We start from the raw sequence: 20894 nt of genomic DNA, 5'->3' as shown, positions 1-20894 counted from the left end.
CAGGGATATCAGTGGTGTTACGGGTCACCAAGGCGCGCTCAATGATGAGCGGAATCCGGTTGCAGTGTCCAAGGAAGGGAGCGTCGTTTAAACCTTACCCAAGCGCGCTACGTACGGGACCACCAATTTCTGGATGGCCGGTTACGCTGCATCTTGGTCGTTCGGATTTAACGTCTGCCGGTCGGTGACAGTGACCGACCCAACAACGATCTATACCCTCACGTTGGGGTGACGCAGAGCGTCTACCCGGTAGACAATAGAGGGTGCCTGATGAAAGTATACATTGCCGAGAAACCCAGCCTGGGTAAAGGCATAGCCGAGTATTTGCCTGGACCAAAGAACAAGGGTAACGGGTTCATTCAGTGCGGATCCGATACCGTCGTGACCTGGTGTTTCGGCCATATATTCGAGCAGGAAGAGCCGGACTTCTACACGCCTGATGATGTTCCTACCACGCCAAAGGGCAAGAAGAAATGGCGCTTTGAGGAACTGCCCATTTTTCCTGAGCAATGGAAGAAGCGGGCAAAAGATGACGCCAAGGCCCAGATCAAGGTGATCCGGGAACTGCTTAAGAAAGCCTCGTCTGTCGTTAATGCCGGCGATCCGGACCGAGAGGGTCAGCTGCTGGTGGATGAGATCCTGGAGGAACTCCGCTGGAAAGGCCCAACCCAGAGGATCTGGCTGGCCGCCCTCGATGAGCAATCCGTGCGTAAGGCTCTGGCATCGCTCAAGGACAATAGGGAATATCAGAATCTCAGCAATTCTGCCGAAGCCCGCGCACGCGCGGACTGGCTCATGGGCATGAATCTCACCCGCGCATTTACGCTGCGCAACAGCGGCGCCGGAGTCGTCTCCGTGGGTCGGGTGCAGACGCCGACCTTGGCTCTGGTCGTGGCCCGTGATGAGAAGATCGAGCACTTCAAACCCAAAGATTACTACGTTCCTCGGATTTACACAGGATTCTGGGCCGCCTGGGATCTGCGGGAGGACTTCGAGGGCGTCGATGCCGAAGGCTTCCTCACCGACCGGAAAGCAGCTGACCGACTGGCAACCCAGGCCAAGGCAGACGGCAAGGCCACGGTGAAGGATTTCACCAGCGACGAAAAGCAGCAACAGGCACCGCTAGGGTTCTCTCTCGCCGAACTGCAAAAGGTCTGCTCGGCCAAGCTCGGCATGTCGGCACAAAATGTCCTTGATGCGGCCCAGGCGCTGTACGAGGAGCACAAGGCGGCGACCTATCCCCGGACCGATTGCCGCTATCTACCTGAAGAACAGCATGGGGATGCCGGACAGATACTGTCCGGCCTGGCAAAAGCTGGATTTGCGGATCTGGTGAAAGCCGCCGATTCTAACCGGAAGTCGGCCATCTGGAATACGGGCAAAGTGACGGCGCACCACGCCATCATTCCGACCGGCTCCATGCAGGGCTCTATGAGCCCCGCAGTGGCCAAAGTCTACGAGATCATCGTCCGCTCCTATCTCGCGCAGTTCTATCCGCCCTATGTGTACCGGGCGATCAAGGCCCTACTGACTTGCACCGGCGAGGACTGGAAGGCGACTGCCAACATTCCGGTATCCGCAGGCTGGAAAGCCGTGTATGGGATGACCGATGACGATAATGATGACACCCCCGCCCAGCCGATCCCGGCGCTCAAAAAAGGCCAGGTTCTGACCGTCCAGGATGCAGATGTCCAGGCAAAACAGACCAAGCCGCCGGCACGATTTACGGATGGGTCGCTCATTGAGGCCATGAGCAACATCCACAAGGTGGTTGAGGATGAGGCCGCCAAGGCCAAACTCAAGGAAACCTCTGGCCTGGGGACTGAGGCCACCAGGGCTAGCATCATCGAAACACTGCTCACCCGGGGATTCATGGAGCGCAAAGGCAAGCAGATTCTCTCCACCCAGGCAGGGCGGGCGCTGGTTCACGCGCTGCCCAAAGACCTCACGGATCCCGTCCTGACGGCACGCTGGGAAGATGCCCTATCATCCGTGTCTGAGGGCCGCGTGACGCTACAGCAGTTCGAGGAAGCCCAGCGCAAATTCGTTTCTCGCATGATCGAAGCAGCCAAGGCGGCGACCATCGCCGTTGGGCAAGCGCGGTCCGCCACGAGCGCGCGGGGTAAGGCGTCTACCGGAAAAATGCGCGGAGGCGCTGCGAAAGCAGGCCCTTCCTGTCCAGACTGCAAAAAACCGACCATCACCCTGAAGACCAAGAAAGGCGACTCCTTTTTCAAGTGCGAGGGCTGCCAGTCCTGCTGGTGGCCGGACAAGCAGGATGCCAAGAAGCTCGGAACGAAGTGGAGCGAGAAAAAAACATGAGCGAGACAATTTGTTGCTTCCTGAGATCGCCTACCCGGTAGACGAACCCCGCTTTTCCTGCCGCAGGACATGTGGTCGCGTTATCCCCGCAGCTCCACCGCCTTGTGGACGGCTCGTTACCGTGTAACGACCAGCCGGTACACATTCCGGCTTGCCGACCACAACCCAGACGGCCGCCGGGGGTCCAGTTGGACCCCGCTTCGTTGTCTGGGCTTCGGACCGTGGATCGCGGGGATAACGCTCCAAAAAATCGTCTACCCGGTAGACGAACCCCGCTTTTCCTGCCGCAGGACATGTGGTCGCGTTATCCCCGCAGCTCCACCGCCTTGTGGACGGCTCGTTACCGTGTAACGACCAGCCGGTACACATTCCGGCTTGCCGACCACAACCCAGACGGCCGCCGGGGGTCCAGTTGGACCCCGCTTCGTTGTCTGGGCTTCGGACCGTGGATCGCGGGGATAACGCTCCAAAAAATCGTCTACCCGGTAGACGCTGGGCCGATCTCCGCTGTCAGAAATCGTCTACCGAGGAGACTGACCCGATTCGGGTTTGAAAACCTCTCGCTGATCTATACCCGTCTGGGATTGATCCTTTCTCACTGGAGGGCTTGTAGATACCATGGAAATTCTGGCTTGGCTGGTAGCCGCTATCGTTGCGGTCTGGAGTGTACGACGAGTGAGTAAATCTGTGCTTTCCGAACTTTGGAGGATTCCACTCATAGTGTGGGCAGACTTTCGCCATCCTCCGCAGGTTGCCTGCATACCTTTGCGGGTGATGACCCGCTGGGATGTTCCATTGTTCTTTGTTGGGAGCGTTCTCTGGTTGATCTGGGCACTCGCTTTCGCTCTGACGCTCTTTTTGCATTTGACGCTTCTGGTCTTTCTGGCATTCGAGATGGGTTTCCTCTTGCTGGCTATTCCACGCGCATATAACGATTCCTCCGTGAGGCGAAAACTACTCGGAATGTGCGCGAACGACGGCGAGCGGCTCGCTTGGTTTGCCTTGTTCGAGCGCACTCACCCCGATCTGGCAAAGATGGAGCCGACGTTTTTCTATCCTATTGATGGCAATCTTTGGAGATTCGTCGCCGCGATCTTCATCGTGCTCTTCCCGCTATATTCACTGGCGCTACAGCTCATGCTGTCGGGGCTGGCTGGTCTGGCCGTACAAGGCCTCGTCCTTTCCTGTGTATTGGTTGTGAGCATCATCCCTCTGGTTCGATGGGCCGGAGCTCTAATCGGCGGCAGGTACGCCTGGTGGCTTGAATACCACTTACTGCTCTCTGAGTCGTCTACCCGGTAGACGATCTCGCATTTTTCACCCAATCGGGCCTGTGTTCGGGCGTCTACCCGGTAGACGCTGGACCCAGAATCGGTAAATAAAAGCGTATTCCCGCTGAACGCTGCTCTAAAAAATCGTCTACCCGGTAGGCGAAAACGCCAAAAAAAGCGTCTACCGAAAGAAAAGCGGAACGCAAGATAAAGAAGGGGTAATGTGGGCGTTTTCCGGGAAAACGTGGCCGCTGCGCCCGTCTACCCGGTAGACGATCGCCCGCCCCGCTGCCCTGCCCTGCCCCCCAAAAACAACTGAAGCGCACAATGCGTGGAACGATGTTTGTCAGGAAGATCTCTTCGCTCGATCTCTATTGCAGCAGTCCTGGTTGTCGTGCGGTGATGGCACACCGGAGCTATCCAGGCTCAGAAAACGGTCGGTTCTGGCGAGCGTAGCCTAATAGTCGGTGGCTTTACCGATATGATTGGCCATCATCGGCCCTGTGGCCCCGGTTTTGCCGTAAGTTCAATCCCTAGGACCTTCATGACTGCTAGCGTGGTCTTGAGCGTCGGATTGCCGCGCTCGCTGAATGAGCGGTACAACTGTTCACGCGAAAGACCAGTTTCCCCAGCGATCTGAGCCATTCCCTTGGCGCGGGCCACGACGCCCAGCGCGTGCGCAATGTAGCCGGCGTCTGCAGATTCAAACGCATCGGCCATGAAGGCTGCGATGGCCGCGTCTGATGCCAGCCCTTCGGCAGGGTCAAAAGTAGATAATTTTTCACTCATGGTCATTCACTCCATTCAGCAGCCAGGCGCTTTGCTACCCTGATATCCTTCGCTTGCGTGCTCTTGTTGCCACCACAGAGCAAGACGATGATCATGCTTCCCCGTTGCTGAAAATAAACGCGGTACCCAGGGCCATGGTGGATGCGTAGCTCACTGATCCCCTCCCCCACCGGCCCCGCGTCGCCGATCAACCCGTAAGCGAGACGATCCAGGCGACCAGCAACGATGCCACGAGCTCGTTCATCTTTGAGCTTCGTCCACCACTTTCTGAAAGTCTCTGTTTACTTGAGTTCGATCATCGCATGACGCTTGTAGTTCACAAACTACTAATGGCAAAACTTCCGTTCCCATCCTTTTTAACCCTTCGTGCCAACCGTTAGGTAGATAGCCCGTTGTGGAATCCCACCCCTGGCCTGCCCCCGATCTATACCCCGCCAACGGGTGGGCATACATCGTCTACCCGGTAGACGATAGGGGGGTGTGATGAATCCGATTGTGGTGTTTGACCTGGACGGTGTGCTCTTAGACTTCGAGTCCGCCTGGGCGCAGTGCGCCTCGTGGGAACTGGGCAGGCCCATCCAGAAAGTCTCCGAGGCCTATGACCTTCAGGAGCGCTTCGCGCTGAGCGCGAGGGAGTGTCATCGGGTGTGGTCCGCGTTTCATCGGGATGCCTGGTGGGAGCGAGTGCCGTCCCATGGTTCCGCCTGGGATGCCGTCTGCAACGTGGAGGCAGCCGGGGGCAGCGTCTGGGCCGTCACCAATGTTGATGCCCAGTGGATTCACGCCAGAGCGATCTCCTTGGGAGGGCTGATCCCCTCTGGCCGCATCATCTGCCTGGGCGAGGATGCCTCTGCCCACGACCGCGTGAAAATCCTGGAAGCCCTGCATGCCCAGGCTTTCGTAGATGACCAGGCGGCCAACGTCAACGCGGCGGTAGGCATCATCGCCGCTCCGGTATTCCTTCACCGTGCCTACCAGGGGCAGGAAGAGCCCGCTCATGGTGTTACGGTAATCGATGATCTGCTGGACTTCCCGGTGGTGGTCGAGCCCCTCTTCAAAGCGGCCCGGGCCGCATGACGGCCCAGAGCTCCACCGTCTACCCGGTAGACGATTCGCGGAGAAAGTCCGCTCTCGTCTCCCGATTCGCCATTCCGGCACTCCTGGGTGCCCTGGTGGGTGTTCTGGCCTGGCCTCATGCCATCTGGCTTGCGCCACTGGCCTTGCTGCTTCTGCCTGTTTTGAACAAGCGTTCCTGGATGGCGCCATTTTGCTTGATGTTCGGATATCACATGGCGACAACCTACGGCCTCATCAAAGGCACGTCGGTTTTCTTCCCACACTCCGGGCTATTTCTCGGTATTGGGTTCTGGTCGCTGTCATCTCTGGCCTTTGCCCTGCCCTATCTGGCGTACCCGTACATTGCTCTGTATTTCCGTGGCGGCGGCCTTGCAGGTGGCAGCCTTGCAGGCGGCGGTTTTGGCGCGGTCACGGCCACTATCATTACCTCTGCTGTCTCGACGATTCTGCCACCCTTGGGGATCATCGGCTGGACTTCCCCATGGCTCGGCGCCGTCGCCGCAGGCCCAACCGGCATCCTGCTGACCATTCTCGGAATCTTCGCTCTGGGCTACTGGGAGCGGAAAAATCAGGATTTCCCGGTGCGCTTACTGATGGCCGGGATCGTCGTCTTCAATCTCTGGCTTCTGGGTTTTGTCTTCCCTGCCCTGGCCGCCCTGGCCGAGCGGGTGCCGGCACTAGTTGACATGATGGGTCACCCGCTGCCCACAGCGCCCGCTGGATGGGTGGGCATCAATACCCACCTGGGCCGCCTGCGTTCCAATCTTTCCTATGTCGATGCGTCCATGGAAATGGCTCCCAAGATTTTGGCCGATCTGCACGCAGGCGACAAGGTGGTATTGCTCCCGGAAACCTTGGCCGGGCCCTGGCTGCCAGGAACCCGGGCCATTTGGCGTCCGGTCATCCGCTGGACGGCGCGACATCCCGGACAAACCGTGCTGCTCGGGGCCGATGTGCCCCTTACAGGGTGCGAGCCCCATGGGCGGGACTTGCGCCCTGCCAAGGGTTATCTGGATGCTCTGGTGAAGATCCAGGATGGCCACCAGACGGTACTGCCGGATCACATCCCGGTGCCTTTCTCGATGTGGCACCCGTGGCATCCCCGTGACAGCTTCCGGATGGCGCCGTTTTCCAGGAAACCGGAAACCACGGAGATTGACGGCAAAAAAGTCGGCTATCTCATCTGCTATGAGCAACTGCTGATGTGGCCTGCCCTCGATCTATACCCGCATGGGATACAAGTCCTGTTGGCTCCGGCCAATGACTGGTGGGCGCGGGGGACGGATATTCCGGCCATCCAAAGGGCTTCGGCAAAAGCCTGGGCCGCGTTTTTTGGGGTGCCGGTATTGTTCGCGGTGAATCAATGATGGGGGAACGGATGAAGAAGCCTGATCATATGAAGGCAGGAGTTTCCATGGGAAACCCATCTGATCCCTGCGATCCATTGCTTGCCTGGAAGCCCGTTCTGGATTCCCTGGATGACAAGCGCCGTGAACGACTCAAGGATCTGCTCAAGACGCACCTGTCCCGTCCCCTCACCGCGCAACAGCGGATTGCCAAATGGGAAAAGGTGCTCTCTGCGGATTATTCACGGATTCCGGCTGAACAGCACATTGCTACCCTGGAAGCCTCTCTTGAAGAGGCGATCACTGTCCTGAAGGAGCGGGTGCGTGAGCAATCCTCTTCGGCAAGTCATCGCTCGGCTTGACCAGAGGCTAATCGCCTTCTTCGAGCGGCCCAGCCCGCGCAAGGTGGCTGAAGCCATGCTATGGGGTGCCACCCATATCGAGTGGCTATTCTTCTTCCCCTTTCGGTTATTGACAGGCCCCGCACGCTTTTTTCTGGAGCGCCGCCATGCAAAGAATGTCCGCCACCATCGCTAAGCGGCTACTCTGGTGGAGCGCGTGGGCGATTGTCGGCGTCCTGGTACTGAATGCTGCCGTGGGGCTATGGATGCAGTACCAGCATCTGGTCTTCAACGACTCGACCTGCGAACCCATCGGCATCTATAAGCTTCTCGGCTCGCCTTATCCGTTGCATGATGGAGAACTGGTCGAAGTCGAGATTCCTGGCCCCACCCATCACGCCGCCGTCGCAGAGGGACTGAAGTACCACTGGTTTCCTGCTGGACAGCCGTGGATCAAAGAGATCGCCGCTGTTCCTGGGCAAACCGTGAAACTCTCCCGCGCGGGAGACTGGGTGAGTCCCGGGGATGCGAGTCCTGCTGACAGCAGCCCTGCTGGCGGCGGTCCTGCGGACGGCGAAGCCGGCCATTACCTGCCCAACTCCCATGTGGATCGCTGGACGCCCGGCCACCATCACCGGATTGTCCATTACCCTTTCGGCACCTATCACCTGAAGCGTGGCCAGGTCTGGCTCTACGCCCCGGGAAACTATGCCTTTGACTCCAGCTATTATGGCCCAGTCCCGGAGACCAGCATCCTGCAACGGGCGGTTCCCTGGTGGACGATTCCCGGAAGTCAGTTCTGGCTTCAGAAGGGAGACTGAGCCCCGGGCCGTCCTCGTAAATCGTCTACCCGGTGGACGATCTGGCCCGGCGCTGATCTATACCCATTCGTGAAAGGGTCAAGCCGGGAAAAGCATGCTGACACCATCTCTCTTTAACGGTATGCCCTATGCGGGGGAATCGACGGTTATCCCGCTAAAGATGCACCTGTACATCCAGGCCCTGGCCTTCGTTCAGGGGATGACGCTTCGGGCCGTCCATGAGGACTGCGCTTCCCGGTTTCTGGCCGAAAAAGCGTGGGAGAAAGGACTTCGATGGCGGGATGGGCACCGCCCGGCCTTGGCCGACACGGAATGGGTGGAAGTGAACGTGCGGATTCCCTGCGATCTGGCGGACAACCTGGTAGAGGTCAGCCACCGGAACGGAGTCGGCCTGCCCGATGTGCTTTACACGATGTTGTATTGGTATTCCTGGGTTCTGTATCCGCCACTGCATGAGCAGGAGCGTCGGAAAGCGCAAGAAGAGAGGTAGAGATGCCACAGATCATTACCGTGACCAATCAGAAGGGCGGGGTAGGAAAGACCGCTCTTGCCGTTCACATTGCGGCTTACGCCAGCATGGCGGCGAAGAAAAAGACATTGCTCGTGGACATGGACGGCCAACGCAACGCCACTTTTATCACTACGGGGGAGCCGAATGGCCGTGGCAAATCGGTATTGGAACTGTGGGACGGGGACACCAGCCTGGAGTTCCAGGACACCCGGTTTGGGGATCTCAAAATCCTGCCAGGCCACCAGCATGTACATCTGGTTGAAAAGCAGGGATTGAAGGCCGGACAGGAGGCAATGAGCCGTTTGCTGAAGATTGATTTTGATGTGGTGGTCATCGACACGCCACCAGCCGCCGGCGTGCAGCAGCTGGCCCCGCTCTATCTGGGCGGGTTGTTGGTGGCGCCCGTGGAGCCCGACCTGTTGGCGTTGCAGGGGCTCACTTCGCTGCTCAAGGTATGGCGGGAGATCGCCTCGCAAGTCGACCTGGGATTGTCCCTGGTCATCAACAAGCGGGTTTTGAACTCCACGAATCAGCAAATGGTCGTGGATGCGATCACCGAGTCGGGTTTTGGTCAGCATGTGCTTCCAGTGCATCTGACGAATCGGCTGATTGTATCCAACGCCCTGAAACAGGGGATGCCCGTCTGGAAGCTGGACCCGAAAGACGCGGCGGCGGCGAAATGGGCCATGGCCTGCAAGATGATTTTGGAAACGGACCGGGTGCCGACAGAAGAAACAGTGAAGGAGGGATAAGATGGCCAAGGTAGATCTTTCAGAGAATCTCTTTGATGAGATGAAGCGCACGCTGGCCGAGATGGCGGGAGATTCCGGCGAGACCGATGCCAAAGCCAATCGTCTACCCGGTAGACGACTTCCGGGACAGAAAGCGGCCCCGGCGGATGAACAGAATACCGTCTCGGGCGGAACTGTCGGCAGCGGAGCCGCTTCGGCGCTCTTTCTGGAGTTGTCGGAGATCGAGCCGGACCCGGAGCAGCCGCGCAAGACGTTTGTGGCATCCGGGGCACAGGATGCCATCGACAATGATCTGGAATTGCTGAAGGAAAGCATCTTGCAGCATGGGGTATTGCAGCCCATCGCGGTACGTCATGTCGTGTCGGGAAGATATCGGATCATAGCGGGCGAGCGGCGCTGGAGGGCATCCATGGCTGCCCGAGACAGTGGCCAGCCATGCCGTCGCAAGGGCTATGACCTGTCCCGGATTCCAGCCGTGATCCTGGAGCCCGACACAGACGCTGATCGGCTGGAAATGCAGTTGGTCGAAAATCTGGCGCGAGCGGATATGACGCCCGTAGATACGGCGAAGGCCGTAAAGCAGCTGATGGATAGCCTGGCCCCCAAGCCGAGCCTGTCGGATCTGGGCAAGCGGCTGGGTCGATCCAAAGCATGGGTACACCAGATGCTCTCTCTGGGGAGCGAAGATGCGCAGGCGGTGGCAGAGTATCTGGGCGTGCCGCTGGAGTCCATCGGGCAAACAGACATCAGTCGCATGAAAGGATGGATGAAGGACGAGGACAAGCGCATCGTGCTGGACGCCATCCGTGCCAGCCTGCAGGCCGGGGAAACCCTCTCCCGCGTGCTGGTGGATAGAGAGGAAAGCCGATACGAACGAGGTTTGAGCGGAAAACCGCAGGAGGTAGACATGCAGCAGGAAAATGGGGCCGTGAGGGCTTTTGATGCCAATGGGGAAGAAGTGGATTTGTCCACGATCGATATGCACAACGTCGATAGCGATGAGGACATCGAGGATGGGGGCGCCGTCGATGAGAACGGAGTGGTTGTCGGAGATCCGGCGGATGATGCGCAGGAGGATGGCACCCTGCCGGGAGCACCTCTGCCGAGAGCATCCCTGCCGAACCAGGTGACGGTGACGCTTCCCCGCCCTCTGCTGGAGCGAGCCTTTGAGAAGGCCGGGCGCGAATTGCCCGGGACGATGGGAACGGTGGAGATCATTGAGGTGTTGGAGTTGGTGTTAAATTAAGGGTCGGGTAATGTCATGTATCACCGCCAATGAACGGCCGCAATCAGTGATCAAGCCGCCAACGGCGGCAGGGCAGCGTAACCGGACGTCCAGATTCTTGGTTGGTGGTGCGGCGCACCTGGGTGGGATGTGCCTGTCCTCGCTACGGGGCTTGTAGTGGCAGCGGCGTCAGACGATGGATACCAAATCTATCAGGCGGGGTACGGTGTGGCTCCATGATGTTCGCTCCTATGGTTGACGACAAAAAGTGGAGCATAAACCTAAGGAGCAAAAAAGGAGGGGCAGTGCTGGGCCCGCCTTTTCCTACATGCATATAGAGACCGACGGGAGGAATAACCTTGTTAAACCATGATGATTTGATATTATGTAAGCAGTTTCTATACCAAACAAAGTCCTGATCCGCCAGCCTTTACATTAACTGTTAGGCACCAAAAGGAGTCGTACATGCACGTCGAAAGCCTAGCCATGATCGTTTCCCCTGCGCTCCGACCTCTATAACATCTCGAACTAAGCCGCAAGATACGCCGCTCAGTTACCGCTTACTGCACGGCCCGCAAAAGGCCCACCCGTGATGGGCCAACCTTTTTACAGATACCTCACATCCGACCGAGAAATCTTTTTTCGAAATCTTCGACCGGCACTGGTTTGCTGAACAGATAGCCCTGCATCTCGTCGCAGCTCAGCAGGTGCAACAGACTGTACTGCTGTTCGGTTTCCACACCTTCCGCCACGACTTTGAGCTTGAGCGCATGGGCCAGGCTGATGATGGTGGTCACCAGCGCCAAGCCTTGCGGTCCCGCAGTAATGTCGGTCACGAACGAGCGGTCGATTTTCAGCGTGTCCAACGGTAGTTTCGACAGGTAACCCAGCGAGGAAAAGCCGGTGCCGAAGTCGTCGATGGTAACGTGTACGCCCATGTCGCGGATAGTCCTCAGAATGGAAACACTGTGCTTGACGTCTTCCATGATCATGCTTTCGGTGATCTCCAGTTCCAGGCCATCCGCCGCATGCGCGCCGATACCGATTTTTCGTTCGATCTCGGCGACAAAGCCGGGGTTGCGCAGTTGCAGCGGCGACACGTTCACCGCGATGCGCACCGCTTCCAGTCCGGTTGCCCGCCAGCGCAGGTAATCCTCGACCGCTCTGCGCAGCGCCCAGCGCCCGACCTCGGAGATCAAACCGGTTTCTTCCAGGATAGGAATGAACTTGTCCGGCGGCACTAGGCCTGTGCGCGGATCGTTCCAACGGATCAGCGCCTCGGCGCCGACGACCTTACCGCTCGCCAGGTTCACCTTGGGCTGGTAATGAAGCACGAATTCCTCGTTATCGATCGCCTGGCTGCGTATTCTGGCCCATCGTGGGCAGTCATTCTGAATGATCGTGGGCGGTGATTCTGGGCGATGGTGGGCAATGATTCTGGCGGATCGTGGGCAGTTTGCACGATTTTCCAGAATCGGTGCCCACGATGCCAGAATGGCCTGCGGAAATTCGTCTGTGGAGTAAAAAACATTTTGGTCATTCATTGGCTTGAGCGGCATTCTGGGTCTTTTTTAGAGGAGATCCAGCATGCCCACACCGAGGATGACCATGAAAGCGATTATCGAGATCCTGCGATTACATGCCGCCGGCTGTAGCCAGCGGCAAATAGCCCGGGCCTGCGGGCTGTCCAAGGGGGCCGTGGGCAAGTATCTGCAACGGGCGACGGAAGCCCGGATCGGCTGGCCGCTGTCGGAGGGGCTGACGGTCGTGGAGGTAGAACAGCGGCTGAACCCGCGCCGCCAGCCCCTCCCGGCGTCCCGGCCGGTCCCGCCCGACCTGGCGCAGATCCATACGGAGTTACGGCGCAAGGGCGTGACCCTGCAACTGCTCTGGGAGGAGTATGTAGCCACCCATCCGGATGAGCGCACCTATCAGTATGCGCAGTTCTGTGTCCATTACCGTAGCTGGAAAGCCCGCCTCAAAACCAGCATGCGGCAACAGCATGTGGCGGGCGAAAAACTCTTCATTGATTATGCCGGGCCTACGGTTGCGGTCGTGGACCCGGGCACCGGCGAGATCCGGCAGGCGCAGATTTTTGTGGCGGTGCTGGGGGCTTCCAGCTATACCTACTGCGAGGCCACCTGGAGCCAGAGTCTGCCGGACTTCCTGGGCTCCCATGTCCGGGCCTTCCGGTACTTCGGCGGAGTGCCGACTCTCCTGGTCCCCGACAATCTCAAGGCGGCGGTCACCAAGGCCTCCCGCTATGAACCCGAGATCAACCGCAGCTATCGGGATCTGGCCACCCATTACGGGACCGTAGTGCTTCCGACACGCCCCTACAAACCCCAGGACAAGGCGAAGGTCGAGGTCGGCGTACAAGTGGTGGAGCGCTGGATTCTGGCGCGTCTACGCCACTTCCAGTTCTTCTCGCTGATGGAGCTCAACAGGGAGATCCGCCGCCTGCTGGAGGACCTCAATCAACGGCCCTTCAAGCGCCTGCCCGGCAGCCGCCAAAGCGTCTTTGAATCCTTGGACCGGCCCGCCCTACAGCCCTTGCCCGCACAGGACTATGTGTATGCGCTCTGGAAAAGCGCCAAGGTGAGTATCGACTCCCATGTGGCCTATCAGGGGCATTTTTACTCGGTACCCTATCGTCTGGTCAGTGTGCGGGTTGACCTGCGGGTCAGTGCCCGGACGGTAGAAATCTTCCACCAGCAACAGCGGGTGGCCAGCCATCCCCGCCAGACTCTGCAAGGGCGTTACAGCACCGTCCCGGAACACCTGCCCAAAGCCTACCAGCAACACCGGGAATGGTCCCCGGGACGGCTCCTGAATTGGGCCCTGTCCATTGGCCCTGCGACCCGGGACGTAGTGCGCTGGCAACTGGCGCGGCGCGCCCATCCCGAACAAGGCTACCGATCCTGTCTGGGCCTGCTCAGCTACTCCCGGCGCTATGGCAAGGAACGCCTCGATGCCGCCTGTGCCCGGGCGCTGAAGATCGGTTCTCCGACGACCCGGAGCATCCAGTCCATCCTGAAGCAGGGGATGGATCAAGTTCAGGAGAGCCCCTCTCCCACGACCCCCCTCCCGACCCACGACAATATCCGTGGCCCCCACTACTACCAGTGATTTACAAGGAGTCTCTCATGTTATACCAACCCACCCTGCACACCTTACGGCAACTGAATCTCACCGCCATGGCCGAAGCCCTGGAAGAACAATCCCTGCTGCCCCAGGTCCAGGATCTCCCCTTTGAGGAGCGCCTGGGCCTGCTGCTGGACCGGGAACTCAGTGCACGCGACCAGCGCCGCCTGACGCGCCTACTGAAGCTCGCCCACCTCAAGCACAACGCCTGTGTAGAAGACATCGACTACCGTGCTTCGCGCGGCCTGGAACGCGCCCGTATGCTCTCCCTGATCCAGAATACCTGGATCCGTCAGGGCCAGAACCTCCTGATCACCGGTGCCACCGGTACCGGCAAAACCTGGCTGGCCTGTGCCCTGGGACAGCAGGCCTGCCGACAGGGACTGAGTGTCCGCTATCTCCGTCTCCCCCGGCTGTTTGAAGAACTGCAGACCCGCCATGGGGACGGCAGCTTCGGGCGCTACCTGAACACCCTGGCCAAGGTGGACCTGCTGATTCTGGATGACTGGGGCCTGGCGCCCATGCGCGGAGAAGCGGTCCGTGACCTGCTGGAAATCCTCGATGACCGGGTGAACCAGAAGGCCACCCTGATTACCAGCCAGCTACCGGTCAACCATTGGCATGACTATCTGGGCGAGCCCACCGTGGCCGATGCCGTCCTGGATCGCCTGCTGCACAGTGCCCACCGCCTGGAGCTGAAAGGCGAATCCTTACGCCGTCACCGGGACCCCGGCACCGCCCCCAAAGTTGACCCATCGTGACCACCCGTGCTTAAAATCACAACGACCAAAATGTTCCCTCTCCAGGGGTGCCCACGATCGCCAGAATCGGTGCCCACGATCAACAGAATACGCACCTGGCGCAGCTGATTTTCTAGGGTAAGCTTGGCGGCTACCGCTTCGGTCATTTTTCTGGTGTGGAACAGGTAGCGATCGCCGCTCTTCTTGGCTGCTTTAAGTGCGGACTCGGCGTTCTTGAACACGGCCTCTGCATCGGCGCCATCGTCGGGAAATAGCGCGATGCCGGTTTTGGCTGCCAGGCGCAGCTCGGTGTCACCCACCCGGAACGGGTGGGCCAGAAAGCTCTGTGCGACCTTATCGAACAACTCGGTCAGGTTGCCGTCCGCCCTGACTTCCGGCACCACGAACGCGAAATGGTCCGCATCGATACGCGCCAGCAGATCAGCGTCATGCGCGAAACGCGCCAGCCACTCTGCCACCTGCTGCAGCAGCGCGTCACCGGCCGGTCGGCCGAGACTGTCATTGATGTTCTTGAACCGCTCCAGATCGATCAGACCTATCGCAAAGCGTTGCCCGTCCCTGTCCGCAGCACGAATCAATTGTTCGACGCGCTCGAGAAACAGGTTGCGGTTCGCGAGCCCGGTGAGCGCGTCGTAGTAGGCGAGATAGTTGAGCCGTTCCTGCTTGTCGATGTGATCGATGGCGTATGCGATATCATCGGCAAGCTCATTCAGCAGCTTCATTTCTTCCTGATGGAAGAATTCAATCTCGCTTGCATATAGCGAAAGCACACCTAGGACTGCACCGGAATTGATCAACGGCATTACAACCATCGAGTTTACTCCTGCCCCAGCGTATTGCCTGCCGAACACTACTTGAGGATCATCTCGCGATTCATTTGACACGACTGGCCGCTTTTCCCTGATCGCTCGTGCGACCATAGTCTTCGGGGCATCCTCGCTCGACGACAGGATGTTTTTGATGGCGGCCATCAGCGCGTCGTTTTTGCCTGCGGATGCGCAAGGAACGATCCGGGCCGTGCTGTTGTCGACGGTGCATAACAGGGCCATGCGGAACCCGCCTAACTCAACTGCTATCCGGCACGCCTCCCTGAACAGCTCGTCACGGTCGCTTGCATGCACAATCAGCGTACTGATGCCGCTCAATACTGCATAGACACGGTTCAGGTAAAGTATCCTGGCTTCTGATTCCTTGCGTTCCGTGATGTTTTCAAACACAGTCACGAAATGCCCTCGGTCGGAACTGTATACGGTAATGGAAAGCCATGCGCCCACAGCCGACATGTATGTTTCGAATTTTTCCGGCTGTCCGGTCAAAGCAGCCCGGCCATATATTTCAAAAAGATTCGCATTATCCTTCTGCACACCGGGGATGATATCGCTGATCTTCCTGCCGACCACGTCATTCAAGCCGGTCAGTCTGCCAAATGCGCGATTGACTTCAAGGTAGACGAAATCGCGTAGCACATCCTGTTCAAAGATCGTTCCGCAATACGCATAGCCTTCCAGCATATTTTCAAACAGCGAGTGATAACGCAATTCGCTTGCCCTGAGCGCGGCTTCAGAATCTCTGCGCTCGGTGATGTTGCGGTTCGACCCGACCACGAAGGCGACGCTTTGATCGGCATCCAGCACCGGCGAAAAAATATACTCGTAATACCCTATTCGATCGTCCTGGCCGACATAAGATGTCTCATCGGTCACGCGCTGCCCGGTTTCGAATACATGGTGCAGCTGCCGCTGCAGTCTTCCAGCCAATTCTTCAGGGTATCCCAGGTCAAAGAAATTCCTGCCAACCGCCTCCTCAAGGGCGATCCCCCACAGGTCGAGCAGCGGTTGATTCACATACAGGATGCGCCCTTCGGGATCATATATCTGCGCAAAATCGCTCATCGAGGAGAGCGCAGAACTCAGCATGTGATCGCGCCGTTCGGTTTTGCGCGACAGCTCCTCAAATGCATACTCAGCCTGTTTGCGTTCGGTAATGTCCTGGCAAGTGCCGAATGCCCGGACTGGCGTTCCCTGATCATCAAAAAAGATCTGCCAATTCTGTTCCACGAATTTGATGCGGCCATCCGGCAGCAGAATTCGGTGCTTGATCGCACATGGGACTCGCTGGTCGAGGGATCGCACAAATGCCTCATCTACCGCCGCGCGATCTTCGGGATGTACAAGCGCGATGAAATTTTGATGGGAGGGGTGGAAGCTATCCGGATCGGTTTCAAAGATGCGATAGGTTTCGTCCGACCAGATGACCTCCAGTGTGGTCAGATCTGTATCCCAGCTGCCCACCTTGGCGACCCGCTGGGCGGCAACCAGGCGGCCCCGCTCCGCCTCGAGTTGTTGCACCAATTGCCGCTGCTCGCGTTCGCTGGCGTGCAATGATTGTTGCGCACGCCTGCTCTCGGTAACATCCCGGAAATACCATATGCGCCCGTAATATTTTCCGATTTCGCCCGCGATAGGAGCGGAATAGCGGTCGATTATCCGGCCATCTTTCAGCCGCAGTTCGTCGCGGCTCTTTTCGTCGCGGTGCGCATACAGATATTTCACCGTGGCGGTCAATGCTTCCGGGTCCTTAGTCTGTTCAGCGGTGGACGGAAGCACGAGTGTGTCGACATGGGTGTTGATGAACTGCGGCGGTAGCCCCCATAGCTCGATGAATTTCTGGTTGAAAGTGAGGACTTCCCCATTCTCGCCGACCACCATGATCGCATCGAGCGACGTCTCCTGCTGGGTCTGGAGCATCTGGTTCTTGAAATTCAACTCTTCCTCGATAGACCTGCGTTCGGCGAGTTCGAACTGCAACGCGCGGTTGGCCTCCTCCAGTTGCAGCATCCTGTCTTCGAGCTTGCGGACCAGCGTTTCGCTGCAATACTTGAGCATGGAATTCTCATCGCCCACAGGCTGGTACGGCAGTACCGGTTTGTCCGCGCCAGCGTTGGCCTGTACTTCGCGCAACCTGACGATGAAATCATCCGGTTCGCAAGGCTTTAGGATGAAAGCGTCGGCGCCGAGATTCATGGCCAGGCGCTCGTCCTCTTCCTCGGTGTAGGTTGCGGTGTAGACAATGAACGGGATATCCGTCAGGCGGGCATCGGCCTTCCAGTGGCGCAGCAGCGTATAACCGTCCATCACCGGCATCAGCAGGTCGGAAACTACCAGCCCGGGCGGGGTCTGCCGCGCCTTGACCAGCGCCTCGGCGCCATGGCGCGCAGATTCAATCACACAGCCGTTCCCTTCCAACAAAGCACGCAGGTAATAGAGGTTCTCCTCCTTATCGTCGACGATCAGTATCCGGGTCATGGCCGCCCCCCCCCGATCGGCGGGGACAAGTAGCGCTCGATCTCCGCCACAAAAGTATCCAGATTGATTGGCGTTTCGATGTATCCGTTGCAACCCGCGGCCAGATATTTTTCACGGTCGCCCACCATCGCGTAAGATGTCACGATAATGATAGGCGTGTTGCGCAGTGTATCGGTATCTGTCAAGGCGGTTATCGCGTCTCCCATTTTAGGCTGCCTTTGTATCCTGCCGCTGCGGGTTCAGGTCTACCGCAATGCCATCTGCCACGGCAGGTGATACATCCCCCATCCCCGTATTCACGGCACCGGGAATCTCACCCTTCCACAAGACCTTACCCGTACGAGCACTCAGGGCATAAAGACCAGGAATGACGGACATGGAAACGAAAATTTTTCCACGCCACACGACGGGGCTCGCCATGTTGGCGATGCCGCCAACATGGGTACGCCACATTTTCTGGCCGTCCGCCGAGCGAATACGGTAAATGTTGCCATCCCCGGTACTGATAAAGAGGGCATGATCCGCATAAGCCGGAGTTGGCATAGCGTCACCGGCCGTTTTGAAGCTCCAGAGCAGTTTGCCGTCGGTCCGGTCCAGACAGAATATCCCATTGTAACTGATGTCCTTGCCGCGCCCCGCATTAGTCGGATGCTTAGCGTATTCCATCACGTTGGTAAAATTGAAAGACACACTGCCGGCGGATAGGTATACATGCTTGCCGATCACCAAGGGGTTACCCATCAAAGTGTTAGCGACCGGGCTGGTTCTCCAGATCAGCTTGCCCGTCCGCGCATTGACCGCATAGGCAAACATGTCATCGCTCTCAGCGTAAACCACGCCGTTGACGACAGAAACCCCAAGCGCATTGCCGTAAAACTGGGTTTGTACTGGCAGGGCTTCCTTGAGGCCATCCACTTTTTCTCCATCAAGGGTGGGAATCCCTCAACGGCCAGGCACGCGCCTCCGGGAAATTCCAGCGCACGCCCTCGCGAACCCAGGCTGGCGCGCTGGCCGGAACCCGGAACCCCGCATTATGCTGAGGATTTCCGTAGGCATGGGTCCACTCGGAGGGGCCGACCTGATCATCTGGCGCGGGTGCGTTTTGCGGCAGGTAAAGTGTGGCGAAGGGGCTTTGCGGGTCTAACGCATTATTGGCCGGGTCCTGCGGGACCATGGCGGTCTGTGCCCAAGCCGTGCCGGAAATCACGCTGCACATTATGGATAAAACGACGATTTTTCTGGTTTTCATAATACTTCCTCCTAAAGCGCTAAAGACATGCGATGGATATCGCAAAGAACAGCACAACAACTGAATTACAAATAAATAATATGGCCAATAAGTTATCCATTTTATTTGGGCGATTGTTTGACATTAGACACGCTATTAAACTACGTCAACCCCGCAAATTGTAACAATGTGAAACATTGTTACAGCTTATTACAATTAGGTCACGAAATCATAAAAAATATTTCATATGAGTTATTATGATCCATGAGAATGTATAATCTACAGCCTAATCAACGCGGACTCGCTCAATAATAATGCGCAACACCGATCGTCAAAAGAGATCGGAGGTGAGGAATGGGACGGAAGTATCAGCAGTTGAGCACAGAGAAGCGTAATACCGGCATCGGCTGCAATCACGCTTCCGCGCTACGCCGCTGGTATCTCCTCCGTGTATCCAATTGCATAGTTCATAGGCTCCTTGGCTGTTTCCAGAAGTCTATTCTCCACATAGGAAAATCAGAGATACAACGCCGCTCAGTTACCGTACATGGACGGGCGCCTCGAAAAACCTTCCCATTTCGGCTGTATATGATAAAATATAACCAGTTGAATATTATGGGGTATTCCGGATGACACCACGAAAGAGCGCAATCAAAACCGACCTGTTTGCAGCGGATTTCCACCAGCAGAAACTGGATCAGTTGGGTGATCCATTGCTGCGCATCGCTTCCTGCATCGACTTTCCTGCCCTGGCGGCAGAGGTTGATCGTGTGGCCCCTCGTCCGACCAGTCCCCAGGGCGGTCGCCCTCCTTATCCCACGGAAACCATGGTGCGGATATTGGTGTTAAAGCGCCTTTACAATCTTTCAGACGAGCAGATGGAGTATCAGCTGCTGGATCGCCATAGCTATCAGCGTTTTTGCGGTCTGGTGGATGCTGCACGTCTTCCGGATCGCACGACCATCTGGCACTTTGAAAACCGTATTGGCGTAGCCGGTGCCGAAGCGCTGTTCGCGGCAGTCGAGCAGCAAATCCTGCAGCACGGCTATGTGGCCCGGGGGGGCCAGATCATTGATGCCACGCTGGTACCGGCACCCAAGCAACATTTCTCCAGAGATGACAAGGAACAGATCAAAAAAAACGCTATGCCTGCCGACTGGAGCCCAGCGAAACGCCGTCAGAAAGATCTGGATGCGACCTGGACGAAGAAGCATGGCAAAAGCACCTATGGCTTCAAGCTCTCTATCGGAGTAGATCGCAAACACAAACTGATCCGCAAGCTGGTGACCGACACGGCCTCTGTCCATGACAGCCGACACTTTGAAGTCGTACTGGATGACTGGAATACCAGTGCGGAAGTGTATGCGGATAGAGGCTACCCCAGTCAGGAGCGGGAAGAACAACTCAAGGCCCAAGGCTACCGGAGTCGTATCCAACGGAAAGGCAGCCGCAACCACCCACTGTCCGAATGCCAACAGCGGCGCAACCATAAAATCGCCAAAGTGCGGGCGCGCGTAGAACATGTATTCGGCGCCATGGAGCAGATGGGCGGCAAGTGTATCCGGACCATAGGCCAGGCGCGGGCCGACTTTGCGCTGACCATGATGGCGGTTACCTACAACATCAAGCGACTGGTGTTTCTCGAAGTAGGTCCTATGAGGGCGGTGGCTTGCCCGTAATGCGGCAAATTATGGAAAAACAGCCGTAAAGAACAGCATTCGGCATCAAAACAGCAGGAAAATAACCTGAATTCTGATTTTTCAGATTATTCTTCGTTCTGAGCGCCGGTTTTTAGAGGTGCCCGGACGTCTCCAGTTTGCCAAACAATCGATTCGTGATGATCAGATAAGGAAAAGGTTGCTCCCGTACATGCGGACTTTCGCTGCGAGATACAATCGCTGTCCCTGATGGGCTTCGCTGGTCTACGCCTCTATCGCTTACACGCACTCTGGGTGCCTCGGTAACTTCGGGCTGTTCAGACCACGGTCTTACCTGTTCTGC

The 20894-nt window shown here is 57.7% G+C and carries 19 protein-coding genes and 1 pseudogene; 13 read left to right on the top strand and 7 right to left on the bottom strand.

Features of this window, described 5'->3' with window-relative positions; translation table 11 throughout:
• Positions 1-270: 270 nt before the first annotated feature.
• Both GCD22_RS03405 and GCD22_RS03400 read left to right on the top strand, forming a co-directional pair.
• Positions 271-2322: a DNA topoisomerase 3 gene (locus GCD22_RS03405; protein WP_153940423.1), complete on the top strand. Its 2052-nt coding sequence runs from the start codon at positions 271-273 to the stop codon at positions 2320-2322.
• 618 nt (positions 2323-2940) lie between these two features.
• Positions 2941-3624, top strand: a complete 684-nt coding sequence (locus GCD22_RS03400; protein WP_031575411.1) for a hypothetical protein — start codon at positions 2941-2943, stop codon at positions 3622-3624.
• 461 nt (positions 3625-4085) lie between these two features.
• Here GCD22_RS03400 and GCD22_RS03395 read toward each other — a convergent pair whose 3' ends face one another.
• Together GCD22_RS03395 and GCD22_RS03390 are read right to left on the bottom strand one after the other, a co-directional pair.
• Positions 4086-4382, bottom strand: a complete 297-nt coding sequence (locus GCD22_RS03395; protein WP_075324056.1) for an addiction module antidote protein — start codon at positions 4380-4382, stop codon at positions 4086-4088.
• A gap of 2 nt (positions 4383-4384) precedes the next feature.
• Positions 4385-4651 (bottom strand): annotated as a pseudogene (locus tag GCD22_RS03390) (type II toxin-antitoxin system RelE/ParE family toxin); the annotation flags it as partial.
• 376 nt (positions 4652-5027) lie between these two features.
• Here GCD22_RS03390 and GCD22_RS03385 point away from each other — a divergent pair.
• The 8 genes from GCD22_RS03385 to GCD22_RS03350 all read left to right on the top strand — a co-directional run bounded on the left by GCD22_RS03385 (position 5028) and on the right by GCD22_RS03350 (position 10476).
• Positions 5028-5459, top strand: coding sequence for a hypothetical protein (locus GCD22_RS03385; protein WP_244947569.1), 432 nt, complete (start codon positions 5028-5030; stop codon positions 5457-5459).
• Positions 5456-6826: a conjugal transfer protein TraB gene (locus GCD22_RS03380; RefSeq protein ID WP_153940421.1), complete on the top strand. Its 1371-nt coding sequence runs from the start codon at positions 5456-5458 to the stop codon at positions 6824-6826. Before GCD22_RS03385 ends, GCD22_RS03380 begins: the two co-directional genes overlap by 4 nt.
• Positions 6827-6873: 47 nt before the next feature.
• Positions 6874-7167: a hypothetical protein gene (locus tag GCD22_RS03375; protein ID WP_153940420.1), complete on the top strand. Its 294-nt coding sequence runs from the start codon at positions 6874-6876 to the stop codon at positions 7165-7167.
• Positions 7130-7342, top strand: coding sequence for a hypothetical protein (locus tag GCD22_RS03370; protein WP_080707873.1), 213 nt, complete (start codon positions 7130-7132; stop codon positions 7340-7342). The genes GCD22_RS03375 and GCD22_RS03370 overlap by 38 nt, the downstream gene beginning before the upstream one ends.
• Positions 7314-7967 carry a S26 family signal peptidase gene (locus GCD22_RS03365; RefSeq protein WP_153940419.1) on the top strand — a complete coding sequence of 218 codons (654 nt, stop codon included), beginning with the start codon at positions 7314-7316 and terminating at the stop codon, positions 7965-7967. Before GCD22_RS03370 ends, GCD22_RS03365 begins: the two co-directional genes overlap by 29 nt.
• 94 nt (positions 7968-8061) lie before the next feature.
• Positions 8062-8457 (top strand): hypothetical protein, encoded by a 396-nt coding sequence (locus GCD22_RS03360; RefSeq protein ID WP_031575425.1) that lies wholly within the window; start codon positions 8062-8064, stop codon positions 8455-8457.
• A 2-nt stretch (positions 8458-8459) separates the two neighbouring features.
• Positions 8460-9230 (top strand): ParA family protein, encoded by a 771-nt coding sequence (locus GCD22_RS03355; RefSeq protein ID WP_153940418.1) that lies wholly within the window; start codon positions 8460-8462, stop codon positions 9228-9230.
• A gap of 1 nt (position 9231) precedes the next feature.
• Positions 9232-10476: a ParB/RepB/Spo0J family partition protein gene (locus tag GCD22_RS03350; RefSeq protein ID WP_153940417.1), complete on the top strand. Its 1245-nt coding sequence runs from the start codon at positions 9232-9234 to the stop codon at positions 10474-10476.
• Between the two features lie 596 nt (positions 10477-11072).
• On the opposite strand, the gene GCD22_RS03345 is transcribed toward GCD22_RS03350, so the two are convergent.
• A complete protein-coding gene (locus GCD22_RS03345; RefSeq protein ID WP_153940416.1) occupies positions 11073-12014 on the bottom strand; it encodes a putative bifunctional diguanylate cyclase/phosphodiesterase in 942 nt (313 codons plus the stop codon).
• Positions 12015-12063: 49 nt separating this feature from the next.
• Between GCD22_RS03345 and istA the strand changes: the two genes are divergently transcribed.
• Together istA and istB are read left to right on the top strand one after the other, a co-directional pair.
• Positions 12064-13584, top strand: coding sequence for an IS21 family transposase (gene istA / locus GCD22_RS03340; RefSeq protein ID WP_070114524.1), 1521 nt, complete (start codon positions 12064-12066; stop codon positions 13582-13584).
• Between the two features lie 17 nt (positions 13585-13601).
• On the top strand, positions 13602-14360 hold the full coding sequence (istB, locus tag GCD22_RS03335) for an IS21-like element helper ATPase IstB (protein ID WP_065975116.1): 759 nt from the start codon (positions 13602-13604) through the stop codon (positions 14358-14360).
• On the opposite strand, the gene GCD22_RS18120 is transcribed toward istB, so the two are convergent.
• The 4 genes from GCD22_RS18120 to GCD22_RS18340 are packed head-to-tail and all read right to left on the bottom strand — an operon-like array spanning position 14318 to position 18914.
• Positions 14318-17665 (bottom strand): PAS domain S-box protein, encoded by a 3348-nt coding sequence (locus GCD22_RS18120; RefSeq protein ID WP_211371687.1) that lies wholly within the window; start codon positions 17663-17665, stop codon positions 14318-14320. The genes istB and GCD22_RS18120 overlap by 43 nt on opposite strands.
• Positions 17662-17850 (bottom strand): response regulator, encoded by a 189-nt coding sequence (locus GCD22_RS03305; RefSeq protein ID WP_211371686.1) that lies wholly within the window; start codon positions 17848-17850, stop codon positions 17662-17664. Before GCD22_RS03305 ends, GCD22_RS18120 begins: the two co-directional genes overlap by 4 nt.
• Positions 17851-17872: 22 nt before the next feature.
• A complete protein-coding gene (locus tag GCD22_RS18345) occupies positions 17873-18580 on the bottom strand; it encodes an outer membrane protein assembly factor BamB family protein (RefSeq protein WP_244947568.1) in 708 nt (235 codons plus the stop codon).
• 10 nt (positions 18581-18590) lie between these two features.
• Positions 18591-18914 carry a hypothetical protein gene (locus GCD22_RS18340; RefSeq protein ID WP_244947567.1) on the bottom strand — a complete coding sequence of 108 codons (324 nt, stop codon included), beginning with the start codon at positions 18912-18914 and terminating at the stop codon, positions 18591-18593.
• Positions 18915-19522: 608 nt separating this feature from the next.
• On the opposite strand from GCD22_RS18340, the gene GCD22_RS03295 reads away from it, so the two are divergent.
• Complete coding sequence (locus GCD22_RS03295; protein WP_153940414.1) at positions 19523-20572, top strand: IS5-like element ISCARN8 family transposase; 1050 nt, start codon at positions 19523-19525, stop codon at positions 20570-20572.
• Positions 20573-20894 lie beyond the last annotated feature (322 nt).

Origin of the sequence: Acidithiobacillus thiooxidans ATCC 19377 (assembly GCF_009662475.1) — a bacterium.
Taxonomy (GTDB): Bacteria; Pseudomonadota; Gammaproteobacteria; order Acidithiobacillales; family Acidithiobacillaceae; genus Acidithiobacillus; species Acidithiobacillus thiooxidans.
Note: the sequence above shows the minus strand (reverse complement) of the source record. Positions and strands in the feature narration are given on the sequence as shown.

Bases quoted from the DNA above. Each gene is read 5' to 3' on its own strand.
- GCD22_RS03405 (WP_153940423.1), top strand. From the start codon at position 271: ATGAAAGTATACATTGCCGAGAAACCCAGCCTGGGTAAAGGCATAGCC.
- GCD22_RS03400 (WP_031575411.1), top strand. From the start codon at position 2,941: ATGGAAATTCTGGCTTGGCTGGTAGCCGCTATCGTTGCGGTCTGGAGT.
- GCD22_RS03395 (WP_075324056.1), bottom strand. From the start codon at position 4,382: ATGAGTGAAAAATTATCTACTTTTGACCCTGCCGAAGGGCTGGCATCA.
- GCD22_RS03380 (WP_153940421.1), top strand. From the start codon at position 5,456: ATGACGGCCCAGAGCTCCACCGTCTACCCGGTAGACGATTCGCGGAGA.
- GCD22_RS03375 (WP_153940420.1), top strand. From the start codon at position 6,874: ATGGGAAACCCATCTGATCCCTGCGATCCATTGCTTGCCTGGAAGCCC.
- GCD22_RS03365 (WP_153940419.1), top strand. From the start codon at position 7,314: ATGCAAAGAATGTCCGCCACCATCGCTAAGCGGCTACTCTGGTGGAGC.
- GCD22_RS03360 (WP_031575425.1), top strand. From the start codon at position 8,062: ATGCTGACACCATCTCTCTTTAACGGTATGCCCTATGCGGGGGAATCG.
- GCD22_RS03355 (WP_153940418.1), top strand. From the start codon at position 8,460: ATGCCACAGATCATTACCGTGACCAATCAGAAGGGCGGGGTAGGAAAG.
- GCD22_RS03350 (WP_153940417.1), top strand. From the start codon at position 9,232: ATGGCCAAGGTAGATCTTTCAGAGAATCTCTTTGATGAGATGAAGCGC.
- GCD22_RS03345 (WP_153940416.1), bottom strand. From the start codon at position 12,014: ATGCCGCTCAAGCCAATGAATGACCAAAATGTTTTTTACTCCACAGAC.
- istA (WP_070114524.1), top strand. From the start codon at position 12,064: ATGAAAGCGATTATCGAGATCCTGCGATTACATGCCGCCGGCTGTAGC.
- istB (WP_065975116.1), top strand. From the start codon at position 13,602: ATGTTATACCAACCCACCCTGCACACCTTACGGCAACTGAATCTCACC.
- GCD22_RS18120 (WP_211371687.1), bottom strand. From the start codon at position 17,665: ATGACCCGGATACTGATCGTCGACGATAAGGAGGAGAACCTCTATTAC.
- GCD22_RS18340 (WP_244947567.1), bottom strand. From the start codon at position 18,914: ATGAAAACCAGAAAAATCGTCGTTTTATCCATAATGTGCAGCGTGATT.
- GCD22_RS03295 (WP_153940414.1), top strand. From the start codon at position 19,523: ATGACACCACGAAAGAGCGCAATCAAAACCGACCTGTTTGCAGCGGAT.